Source organism: Helicobacter apodemus (genome assembly GCF_000765745.2).
Lineage (GTDB): Bacteria > Campylobacterota > Campylobacteria > Campylobacterales > Helicobacteraceae > Helicobacter_D > Helicobacter_D apodemus.
On the sequence record NZ_JRPC02000006.1, the window covers coordinates 1 to 12,016 of the forward strand.

General features: G+C 33.4%; 10 protein-coding genes. 8 read left to right on the forward strand and 2 right to left on the reverse strand.

The features are described 5' to 3' along the window. Positions 1–879: 879 nt before the first annotated feature. Positions 880–1,245: a heat shock protein transcriptional repressor HspR gene (locus tag LS72_RS02930; protein WP_034552841.1), complete on the reverse strand. Its 366-nt coding sequence runs from the start codon at positions 1,243–1,245 to the stop codon at positions 880–882. Positions 1,246–1,254: 9 nt separating this feature from the next. Beyond that, the gene (locus LS72_RS02935; protein WP_034552839.1) at positions 1,255–2,130 is read right to left on the reverse strand and encodes a DnaJ family protein; all 876 of its coding nucleotides are present in this window, start codon (positions 2,128–2,130) and stop codon (positions 1,255–1,257) included. Positions 2,131–2,269: 139 nt separating this feature from the next. On the opposite strand from LS72_RS02935, the gene LS72_RS02940 reads away from it, so the two are divergent. The 8 genes from LS72_RS02940 (at position 2,270) to LS72_RS02975 (ending at position 12,013) form a co-directional block, all read left to right on the forward strand. Beyond that, on the forward strand, positions 2,270–5,023 hold the full coding sequence (locus LS72_RS02940) for a RecB-like helicase (RefSeq protein ID WP_034552837.1): 2,754 nt from the start codon (positions 2,270–2,272) through the stop codon (positions 5,021–5,023). Between the two features lie 8 nt (positions 5,024–5,031). Next, positions 5,032–6,357, forward strand: a complete 1,326-nt coding sequence (gene nhaA, locus LS72_RS02945) for a Na+/H+ antiporter NhaA (RefSeq protein ID WP_034552835.1) — start codon at positions 5,032–5,034, stop codon at positions 6,355–6,357. A 34-nt stretch (positions 6,358–6,391) separates the two neighbouring features. Then, positions 6,392–7,498, forward strand: a complete 1,107-nt coding sequence (locus LS72_RS02950; protein WP_034552832.1) for a glycosyltransferase family 9 protein — start codon at positions 6,392–6,394, stop codon at positions 7,496–7,498. A 213-nt stretch (positions 7,499–7,711) separates the two neighbouring features. Then, positions 7,712–8,758, forward strand: a complete 1,047-nt coding sequence (locus LS72_RS02955) for a glycosyltransferase family 9 protein (protein WP_034552829.1) — start codon at positions 7,712–7,714, stop codon at positions 8,756–8,758. A 64-nt stretch (positions 8,759–8,822) separates the two neighbouring features. Continuing rightward, positions 8,823–9,092: a preprotein translocase subunit YajC gene (yajC, locus tag LS72_RS02960; protein WP_034552828.1), complete on the forward strand. Its 270-nt coding sequence runs from the start codon at positions 8,823–8,825 to the stop codon at positions 9,090–9,092. A 9-nt stretch (positions 9,093–9,101) separates the two neighbouring features. Beyond that, entirely contained in the window at positions 9,102–10,691 is a 1,590-nt protein-coding gene (gene secD / locus LS72_RS02965; RefSeq protein ID WP_034552825.1) for a protein translocase subunit SecD, read from the forward strand. Next, on the forward strand, positions 10,691–11,662 hold the full coding sequence (secF, locus tag LS72_RS02970; protein WP_034552823.1) for a protein translocase subunit SecF: 972 nt from the start codon (positions 10,691–10,693) through the stop codon (positions 11,660–11,662). Before secD ends, secF begins: the two co-directional genes overlap by 1 nt. A gap of 9 nt (positions 11,663–11,671) precedes the next feature. After that, positions 11,672–12,013 carry a DUF6394 family protein gene (locus tag LS72_RS02975; RefSeq protein WP_034552821.1) on the forward strand — a complete coding sequence of 114 codons (342 nt, stop codon included), beginning with the start codon at positions 11,672–11,674 and terminating at the stop codon, positions 12,011–12,013. Positions 12,014–12,016: the final 3 nt, after the last annotated feature.

Below are 12,016 nucleotides of genomic sequence, written 5' to 3' on the forward strand. Positions count from 1 at the left end.
CATAGTTAGCATTGGTATTAGTAATACTCCCACTATTAGTAATCTCTAAGTTTTTATATTCTTTATTTTGGGAAGCAGAGATTTGTTTATTAGTAAGTGCTTTTATTACTTTATTGGCATTAGTATCTGTTGTTGTATCTAAAGTATCAGGACCTATTGCTACCCAATTATCTTTAGCACTAATACTATGAGGAATAGTTAATAAAACACTTGCACAGATTAAAGAGAGAAAAGAGGGAGTAAAGGGTTTATGGGCATTAAAAGTTAAGGAATTAGGAATATAAACTTTAACATTACTCTTAGATTCTAAAGTAGAATCTTTTGTATGGGATTGTAAAGTTATAGTATTTGCAGTTTTAGCATTGACTTTAGAATTTGTTTTAGAATGTAAGACTTGGCTTCTTAGAGGAGTATTATTAATATTGATTATAGTATTAGTTGATTTTCTACTTATTTGGATTCATTTAAGATTCCTTTGTGTGATATTGTGATATGTGGTTTAATAAGAAATAGTCCATTTTACTTAAAAGAATATTAAAGTTTGTTAAAATTATTTTTTTAGCTTAAATTACTAGATTTTAAGAATATGATTATAATATGGCTTTAATATAATAAAGTTCTGTGAATCTTAAGTTAATATTCTTTGCTGTGTTATTATTGATTGTTAAATATTTTAAGTGTGTAGATATTATGAATGCAATTTATTTATTAAAGTATAGAGTATGGCTATTTTATTTTTTAATTTGTTAGTTGATTAGGTTTGATTGTATTTCTTTGGACTTTTTAAATAAAATAACATAAGTTAATTTAATATTTAAAAAATATCATATTTTTCAAGGAGTATTAAAAGCCGTTTAAGAACTTTCTTTAAAGAAAGGCTTATTTTTGAAAAATAATGACTTCATAAGAGCTTTCTTTCTTTAAAACATGTTTATGAGCTTGGTTGCTTTTGAATTTTTCTAAATTTATACGTAATTCTTCTAATTCTTTGTCTTGTTCATCTAGCTTGTCTTTTAGTCTTAAAATGATATCAACACCTGCTAGATTAACCCCTAAATCCCTTGTTAGGCGTAAAATTGTTTTGATTTTGTCAATATCCCTTTGGGAGTAAAGACGCATTTTTCCATCTGTGCGTCCAGGTTCTACTAAGCCTTCGCGTTCGTATTGGCGTAAAGTTTGTGGGTGAATGGAGAGAATTTTTGCAACAACACTGATAAGATAAACGGGTTCGTCATAGCTATACATTTTAGCTCCTTATAAATATTTTTGTAGAGATTCTACTAATTCTTTAGGTAGTGAATCAATATCTGGTAAAATAATATTGGCTTCTAGGTATAAATCCCCATTACTTTTAGTTTTGCGGTTATAAGCCCCTAATTCTTTTACCCTGAATCTTTGGTGGTTTTTTGTGTTTTTGGGGATTTTTAAAGTGATGTTTTTGTAAAGTGTTTCAATCTCTATATTTCCGCCAAAGAGAGCTGTTTTTAAGGGTAAATCAAAGGGCTTAGTAAGATTGTCTCCTTCTTGAATGTATTGTGGATGTGGGGCGACTGTTACTTTTAGTAATAAATCTCCATTTTGGTTGCCCATGCTCTTGCCTTTACCTCTTAGGCGAATGGTTTCTCCATTTTTGATTCCTGCGGGGATTTTAATGTCAAAATTTTGATTTTGCAAACTTACATTATGTTTGCCCCCTAATACAGCTGTAATGAAAGGAATCGTAATTTGTGCGTTAATATCAAGGTTAGCAGTTTTAAAACCTCCTCCGAAGCTATCAAAACTTCCAAAGCCATTAAAGCCTCCCCCAAAACTTCCTTGTGAAAATCCTCCACTAGCACCGAAAATTTGGCTTAAAATATCATCTAAATTGACATTTCCTTGTCCTCTTGCAAAATCATGAAAGTTTTGTCCGCCAAACATTGAATCCCCAAATTGGTCGTATTGTTTACGCTTTTTTTCATCACTTAGGATTTCATAGGCTGCATTGATTTCTTTGAATTTCTCTTCAGCTTCTTTTTCTTTGTTTATATCAGGGTGGTATTTTCTAGCAAGTCTGCGGTAGGACTTTTTGATTTCTTCACTGCTTGCATTGGGGGATACTTCTAAAGTATCATAGAGACTTTTTGACATTGTTTGTTCCTTAAAAATTATTAAAATATTTTATACTCTTAGTGTATTATAGTATAAAACTTTAGTTTATGTCAATCAACTTTTAGAAAATTGAGGATTTTGCTATAATGTAAAAACTTTAAATTATAAGGGAAAGCAAGTGGATAAGGCTTTGTTATGTGTGAGTGCAAGTGCTGGTAGCGGAAAAACTTATAAATTAGTGTGGAGGTATATAGAATTGCTTTTTTTGGGAGCTAAACCCTCTAGTATCCTAACGCTTACCTTTACAAAAAAGGCTGCTAAAGAAATGCAAGAACGGATTATTAAGGAGATTCAAAGTATTTACTGTCATAGGAATGATAATGAATTTATAAAAAAAGTTGAGTCTAATATTGGTAGAATTAAGAGTGAGAGGATTCAAGAGAGAATCCCTTTTATTTATCAGAGTTTTTTAACAGAAGATTTGAAAATTACGACCATTGATGCCTTTTTTCAAAAGATACTTCGGGGGTTGTGCTGGTATGTGGGGGTGGAATATGATTTTAAGATTGGGCAGGATGATATAGATGCTATTACGGAGATTTTTTTAAAACTTTTGGGTAATGAGACTTTTGAGGATGTTTTGGAGCTTTGCTATGAGAGGAGAGAGCAGAGATTGCAAAGTCTTTTAAGCCTTTGCGAGTTTTTGGATTTTTTTAAGGAAATGCTTGATGAGTCTTTGTTTATAAGCTCTCTTTTAAAGAGTGATTGTAAGCAGCAAGCATTAGCTTATGCTAGGGGGATTAAAGAGTCTTATTATACGCAAAAAGGGGAGATTCATCCGCAATTACAATTTGAGGATTTTAGCACTTTGCTTAGTAAGTGTGAAACTTGGATTTTAAAAGAGGATTTGAGGGAATATAGGGGGTTTTCTAAGATACTTTTTAATGATGCGGATTTTATAGGGTTAAAAAAGGCGATTTCTAGGTTTTTTTTGGAGGATGAGGCTTTATATCTACAAAAGTTTTATAGGGTTTTTAAGGTTTATTTACAGGCAAAAGCACAATTTTATCAAGAAAATAATCTTTTAAGTTTCAATGCGGTCTCTTCTAAAGTCTATAAACTCCTTTGCAAAGAGAATTTTTCTAAGGATTTTTTGTATTTTCGCTTAGATAGCGTGATTAGCCATCTTTTAATTGATGAATTTCAAGATACGAGTATTTTGCAATATGAGATTTTAAAGCCTCTTATTGAGGAGATTAAGGCGGGGATAGGTTCAAGGCAGTTTTTGCGGAGCTTTTTTTATGTAGGAGATATTAAGCAGTCTATTTATCGCTTCCGCGGAGGTAATCCAGAGCTTTTTAAAATCGCATCTAAGCAAATGCAGCAAGAAAATATGACTAATAATTATCGTAGTGCTAGGCATATTGTGGAGTTTGTCAATGATACTTTTTTAGGCAAAATTGAGGGCTTTATCCCGCAAGTGCCTATGATTGAAAAAGAGGGTTATGTAAGGGTTTGCGGTTGTGAGGATTTAGAAGAGAGGGTGTATTTGAGCATTGTTAAAATGCTTGAATATGGGGTTAATCCCTCTGATATTACGCTTTTAGTCTTTGATAATAAATCTGTTGTTGAGTTAGCAATATTTTTACAAGAGAGGGGTTTAAGGGTGGTTATGGATACTAGTGCAAAGCTCATTTTTCATAATGAAGTGCGGGCTTTGATTGAGTTTTTAAAGTTTTTAGAGGCAAAAAATCCTCTGTTTGAAAAAGAATTTTTTATGCTTTTGGGTTTAAGGGAGCAGAGTTTAGAGGAGTTTTTGAAGCCCACAAAGAGTCCTGCTGCAATTTTGTTGCCTATTATGCAAAAGTTTGGGATTGCTAGTTTAAGTGCTAAGCGGTTTTTGGAAGTGGCTTTGAAATTTTCTAGTGTTAAAGAACTATTAGATGGGATTGAGACTTTACAAGAGGAGATTGTTTCTAGTGATTTTTTTGGTATTCGGATTATGACTATTCACAAATCTAAGGGCTTAGAGTTTGAAAATGTATTGGTTGTGGATAGAAAGAGTTTAAAGAATGTAGTTTCTAAAAGGCTTTTTTTTGATTTTGGAGCGGATGGGGTAAGTATAAAGAGAATCTTTAAATACGATAATCATAAAAGGAGTGCTATAAGAATGTCTTTAGAGCCACTTTATAAGGAGGCTCTTTTAAAAGAGAAAGAATTAACAAAGAAAGATTTAAAGAATCAACTTTATGTGGCTTTAACGCGAGCAAAAGGGACGATGCAGATTTTTTATGGATTAAAAAACGCTCAAAGTGCTTTTGGGGAGATAGGTTTAAGGGATGAGGAGAGGGGGGAGCTTATGCGATCTTTAGAGATTAGCGATTTTAAAGCTGTTATTCCAGAGACTTCTTTTGAGTATCCTCATCCAGCGATGTTAGAGAATCTTGGCAGACAAGAGCAAATGCAAGTGGCACAAAAAGAGGCGTTACAAGGGGATATTCAGTCTTTGTCCTTTGGGGTTGCTTTGCATTTTGTGATGGAGCAGAAGTTAAAAAATCATTTGGAAGATTCTTTGCTTTTAGAGATTTTGCGTAATAAAGAGGGGTTTTATTTATCCCAAAAAACCTTGCAAGAAATTCTTAATAAATGTAATTTATTGCTTAAAAATCATCAATTTAATGAAATTCTACAAAAAGGTAGTGTAAAATGCGAACTTCCTTTTTTATCTAATGGAAGACAAAAACGTTTAGACCTTTTGGTTGAAAACGAAAAAGAAGCTTTTATTGTTGATTATAAAAGCGGTCAGCCAAAGTCTGCTTATGAGATTCAAATGCGTGAGTATATGCAGAGTATTAAGGTGATTCTTAAAAAGCAAGTGTATGGCTACATTTTTTATACCGAAGATAGTGGAAAATTAGTTGAGATTGTATAGGGGAAAATATGGAATTACAAAATAATAGTGGAATCTTAGAAACTTTTAAAAAACTAACAAAAAGTGAGTCTTTTGCGGGCGTGCTGTTACTTTGTTGTGCAGTTCTAGCAATGATTGCTGCAAATTCTCCATTAAGTGAGATGTATGCAGCACTTTGGAAGAGCAAAATAGGGCTTGATATTAATGGCTCTTTTATAGGTATGAGTTTGGGGGCTTGGATTAATGATGCTTTAATGGCTTTTTTCTTTTTAGTTGTTGGTTTAGAGATTAAAAGGGAGGTTTTATTTGGAGAGCTTGCGGGGTTTAAAAGAGCTGCTTTACCTGTAATTGCTGCACTTGGGGGTATGGTTGGACCAGGGCTTATTTATTATGCACTAAATGCTGGAACACAATCAGCACACGGATTTGGGATACCTATGGCAACAGATATTGCCTTTGCTTTGGGTGTTTTATCGGTATTGGGTAAGAGGGTGTCAATTTCTGTTAAGGTATTTTTAGTTTCTTTGGCTGTAGCGGATGATTTAGGGGCTATTATTGTTATTGCGGTTTTTTATTCTAATGGGCTTAGTCTTTCTTGGTTGGTTGTTGCAGCGGGTATTATTGTTGTTTTAATGGTTTTAAATAAAATGGGGGTAAAAGCCCTTAGCCTTTATATGATTTTGGGTGTGTTTTTATGGATTGCTGTCCATAATTCTGGGATTCACGCTACCATTGCTGCGGTTGCTTTAGCTTTCACTATACCGGTATCCCCAAAAATAGATACGCTCTCTTTTATGGAGAAAATGAAAGTTGTTGTATCGCATTTTCAAGAATCGGAAAAACGAAAAGATAGTGTTTTGCTTCAAAGTGAGCAAGTAGAGGCGTTGCATCATTTAGCTCAACATAAAAATGCGGTGCAAAATCCTTTGGTGCGTTTAGAACACGCTTTGGCTCCTTATAGTAGTTTTTTGATTATGCCAATTTTTGCTTTTGCTAATGCGGGGGTAACTATTGGTGCAAATATTGATTTTGGCATTGATTATGTCTTTTTAGGGATTTTGTGCGGATTAGTATTGGGTAAGCCAATTGGTATTTTTACCTTTACTTTTTTAGCCGAAAAATTAGGTATTGCAGCTCGTCCTCAATGTGTATCGTGGGTGGAGATTTTTGGAGCGGGTGCATTAGGCGGGATTGGCTTTACTATGTCTATTTTTGTAACTAATCTTGCTTTTAGTGGTGATCACGCTTTAGTTGCCACAGATGTAGCGAAAATTTCTATTTTAATTGCTTCCTTTACAGCGGGTATTTTAGGGAGTATCTTTTTCTTTATTAGGGATAAGGTTTGCCATCATTAATGGGTAAGCTTGTCTTTCCCTTACAAAGCATTTTATGTATCCTTTAAATATCCTTATTTTAGGGAATATCATACGCGAAAGGATTGGCGATGAAATGGTTTGTATTCCTATGTATTATGCGATCAAATCTCTTTATCCTTATGCAAAAATCTCCCTTTTAATTAAAAGTCAAATATTCTTAGAGTTGTTAAAAGATGAAAAACAAAGGAAGCTTTATGTTGATGAAGTTTTACTGCTTCAAGAAAAGCAAAAATGGCAGAATCTTTGTTTTGATTTTCTTTTGATTGTGGAGCATAATGATTTTGAAGTTTTAAAAATCGCTCAAGTCATTCAAGCAAAATCTAAAATTGTTACTTTAAGTCAATCGCTTTTGTTTTCTAGGCAGGTTTTTTTATATTTTACTCGCTATTTGAGAGGGATTAAGACTTTTATTAATCCTTATTGGTTGCAAGGGCATAGTGAGATAGAAAGGAATTTAAATTTAGTTAGGCAAATTAATCGTGAAGTTTTTGATAAACGATACTCTACTCTTGATTTCTCATTAGCAAAATTACCGGTTTTAGAAGCGACTTTTGAAAAAAATAGGTCTTTATTAGCAAGTTTAAATGAAAAGGGTCGATATTCTTTGGTCGTAGGTATCTTTCCTTTTGCTAAAAATGTTACAACGAAAGTTAATTTTACAATAAATGAGTGGAAGTTTTTAGTCCAAAGTTTAAGTCAGGAGTTTTCCGAAGTTTTATTTGTATTTGTTAATTATCCTAGCACACAATATGATTTTGCACCTTTTATAGAAAAAAATATTCAAGTCTTTTATAATCAGCAAGGATTGGAGGGATTAGCTGCGTTTATTCATTCCCTTGATGGTGTATTAGGTGTAGATAGTGGGCATATTCATATCGCCGATAATGCTTGTATTTCAACTTTAGAAGTGATTGCAAAAAAGGTATCTAAGCAGTGGGGCGGGGGATTTTATGGAGGGTATTTTCAGCAATATATTATGCCGTCTAATTGGCATGAAGAAAAGTCAAAGCATTTGGAATCTTTTTTGCAAAAAGCTAGAGCATTTATTGCTTATATTCAAGATAATAAAAAATATAAGGGGCAAAATGGTGCTTTAAAATCATTTAAAGATTGGTTGTAAATGTAGCTTATGGGGAAATAGTGCAACAATACACTTGTTTTAAGATTAGCAAAAAATGTCAAAAATATAAGAATCTTTTTATACTAGGAGCATAGGAGTATATAGCCTGTTTTTAGGATATTAAAATGTTTTAGGAAAATTTTAAAATACAAGTAGCATAATACGATAAAGTAGGATGAGATAAAGGGGGCAATGCCTTAAAGGAGATTTAATATGTTTTTAAGGAATTTAGTTCAAAGGAGGGAGATTCCTCTTAAAATAGCCGTTTATTTACCCTGTGCTGGAGTGGGGGATGCGATGGTAAATTTAAAAAGTCTCTATGCCCTAAAATTTCTTTATCCTCAAGCAATTTTAAGTTTGGTTGTGAAGTTTGATACCGCAAAAAATTTGTTTAGGAATGTGGATTTTATCGATGAAATTATTGATTATGTAGAAGCTTTGCAGAATCAAATAAGGGTTTTTGATGTAGTGTTGCTTGTTATGCAACACGATAATTTAAGAGCTATTCAAGAAGTTAAGGCTATTTCTGCTAAATATCATTTAACCACTTTTTCGCAAGGACTTTTGAAAAAGGGAATTTTGTTTATATCAGGGATTAAGCGGGTGATTAATCCTTATTGGAAACAAAATCGTGCGTTTATGGAGGGGGGATTAAATCTTGTGCGTTCTATCCATAAAAAGCATTTTGATAAAGAGATTTTAAGGATTGATTATTCACAAGTTTTGTTAAAAAGGGGGGAGAAAAATATTGTATTTGTTGATGAGGTGTTAGAGGGTTTGGGGGCTAAGAAATATCTAAAAATTATTGGGATTAATCCTTTTTGCATTACTCTAAAAACCCTTAGTAATTTTTCTTTTCCAACTTGGCTAGGTATTACAGAAAATTTAGCTAAAGCGTTTCCTAATTATCTTTTTATAGTAATGGATTATCCTAAAAGTGGGGCTAAATTTTTGGGATTTTCACAGGGTAATATTAAGATTTTCAAAAACAATGAGGATTTACTCAATCTCGTGGAGTTCATTAGTCGCCTAGATTGTTTATTAAGCCCAGATACGGGTAATGTTCATATTGCGGATTATCTAAGAATACCAACTTTAGAGATTATAAGAGAGAGTGCAAAGAGAAGGTGGCAAGGTGGTGGTTGGGGTGGAGTTTGTGAATGTGTTGTTTTGCCTAAAGGTTGGCAGGAAAAAGAGGGGGAATTTGCTAAGATTTTTTTGCAAAGGGTTAAGGATTTTTTAATCCAAAATTTAACTTAAAGATTTAATTAGTAAAACTTTGCTAGAATTAAGCCATTATTTTTCAAGTTTAAAAGGTTATTTTATGGAAAATGCTGAAAATATTTTTATGCAACTTCTTCCTTTAATTGTTTTAATCGCAATTTTTTATTTTCTAATCATTCGTCCCCAACAAAAACAGGCAAAGAATCACAAAGAAATGATTACTGCTTTAGATAAAGGGGATAAGGTTATTACCAGCGGAGGGTTTATTGTAGAAGTCGTTAAACGCGAAGAGGATCATTTTATGGTGCGTTTAAATGATGATACGATTGTGAAGTTAGCAAAAGATTATGTTGCTAAAAAAGTTGGATAATCATTCTAAATGAAAAAGCCTTTTAATAGTAAGTTGTTTTTTTTTATCTTAGCTACACTTTTTGGCGTTATTTTATCTTTGCCTACTTTTTTACAAACGCAAGGTCCTAAGATTATTTTAGGGCTTGATTTACAAGGTGGATTAAATCTTTTATTAGGTGTTAAGAGTGAGGAGGCGATAAAAGTGCGTTATGCGACTTTAGCTTCTGCTCTTAATCATTATAGTATAGAGGAGCAAATCTTGCTTGATAAATTAGTTGTGGGTGAGGATAATTTAAGTTTTGAGCTCTTAGATTCTAATGAAAAATCAAAGATTGATAAATACCTAAGTCAGCAAGAGGGTTTGGAGATTGTAGAAAAGGATTTACAATATACCCTTGCTCTAAGTGCTAATGAGAAAATTAATTTAGAAAATTTCGCTATTGAACAGGCTATTGGTAATATCCGCAATCGTCTTGATCAATTTGGTTTATCAGAGCCTAGCGTGATTAAACAGGGTAGTGATACCATTTTGGTGCAGCTACCCGGTATTAAAACTCAAGAAGAGGAGCAGAGGGCTTTAGATCTCATTTCAAAGGGTGGTCATTTGCAAATGATGGCTGTTGATGAGGCTAGGAATGCTAGAGTAGCTACGATGAGTGAGAGGGAAGCACAAAGTTATGGGGATGTGATATTGCCCTTTATTAATAATCCCCAACAAACAATCTTGCTTAAAGCCATTCCCATTTTAGATGGTAGTATGCTAACAGATGCGAGGGCTGCTTATGATAATAATGGACAACCCATTATTAATTTTACGCTTAATTCTCAAGGAGGAAAAATTTTTGCGGATTTTTCGGGTAAAAATGTCGGGAATCGTATGGCAGTTGTCTTAGATGGCAAAGTGTATTCTGCACCGGTTATTCGTGAGAGAATTGGAGGGGGTAGCGGACAAATTAGTGGTGGATTTAGTGTATCTGAAGCTAGTGATATTGCCATTGCTTTACGCAGTGGAGCTTTGCCAGCTCCTATTTTTTTGCTAGAGAAAAGAAGTGTTGGACCAAGTTTAGGTGCGGATAGTATTAGGGCTTCTTTGATAGCCCTTATTAGTGGAGCAGTGCTTGTAATACTCTTTATGGTATTTTATTATGGTATTGCTGGAGTGATTGCTAATTTGGCTATGGTTGTTAATATTTTGCTTGTAGTTGCTGTTATGGCACTTTTTGGAGCTACTCTTACTTTGCCGGGTATGGCGGGCATTATTTTAACGGTGGGGATGGCAGTTGATGCTAATGTTATTATTAATGAGAGGATTAGGGAGGGATTTAGAGCAGGAGAGAATTTTATAAAATCTATGGAAAATGGCTATATGAATGCTTCAAGGGCTATTTTTGATTCTAACCTTACTTCTTTAATTGCTGCTGTTTTGCTCTATGTGTTTGGAACAGGGGCTATTAAGGGATTTGCTATTACTATGAGTATAGGTATTATAGCTTCTGTAATTACCGCTATTGTAGGAACTCACGGCATTTTTAGGTTTTTGCAAAATAGCATTATGAAGTCTGGAAACTATGCCCTTTGGTTTGGTTATAAACAACAAGTTTATAAAAGGAAGCTATAATGGATTTTTTTAAATATAATAAAATCTATGACTTTATAAAAATGTCTAATTATGGTATTACAATTTCTGCGATTTTTTTTACTGCTTCTATTATTTTGTTTATTAGACCTGGATTTTCACTAGGGGTAGATTTTGCCGGTGGGACTATCGTGCAGATTCAATATACTAAAGTTGCTCCTTTAGCCGAGATTCGTAAAAGATTAGAAAGTGTAGAATCTTTTAAGGGGGTTCAAGTTAGTGAGTTTGGCTCTCCTGAGGAGATTTTAATTAAATTACCTACAGCAAATTCTTCTGTGGAGCAAAATATTGGGGAGGAAATTGCTAAATTACTTAGTGATACTGGAGAGTTAAGTATTCGTCGTGTGGATATTGTGGGACCAAAAGTTGGGAATGAGCTTAAAGAGAAGGGGACTTTAGCCTTAATTTTAGCCCTTGTTTCTATTATGGTGTATGTTTCTTATCGTTATGAATGGCGTTTTGCCCTAACAAGTATTCTTGCTTTAATCCACGATGTAGTTATTACTGCAGGTGCTGTTGTTTTGTTTAAGATTGATTTGAACTTAGAAGTAGTTGCGGCACTTTTAACTTTGATTGGTTATTCTATTAATGATACGATTATTATTTTTGATAGGATTAGAGAAACTATTAATTTGCGGGTGAATCATAATTTAGAGAGTGTTATTAATGAGGCTATTTCTGCGACGCTTTCAAGAACGATACTCACTTCTTTGACGGTATTTTTTGTGGTTTTAACCTTGTATTTATTTGGCGGTGAAATTATTAAAGGCTTTAGTTTGCCTATGCTTGTAGGTTCTATTGTCGGTAGTTATAGCTCTATTTTTGTAGCGAGCAAGCTTGTGGTTTTATTGAAATTTGATTTAAAAAAATACCACCAAATGTTAGCGGAGAAAAATAAAAGAGCCTTAGAGAAGAAGAAGTTAAGAGAAATGTATGAAAGAGGCAGGATTTAAGGAGTATTGATGGACTGGGGAAAAGTTATTTTTATTTTTTTTATTTTAATGAGTTTAACTTCAACGATTGGTTTTTTATATGAACAAAATGTTATTATGCTCTTTATTGCTGCTGGGGTTAATATGCTTTCAACCATTTTAAAAGTGGGGGTTAGGAACTATATGTCTTCAGAAATTATGGCAGCTTCTTTAGTTGCAGACTTACATTTAATTCCTGCTTTTATTTATATGCAGGCTTTTAATGATATTGCAGTTGCGGTTGCACTTGCTTTAGGAGCCTTAGCGGCTAATATAGTTTCTATTGTTTTTGTAGTTGTTGAGAGTGTTAAGAACTATAATAATTATAGTTAGGAG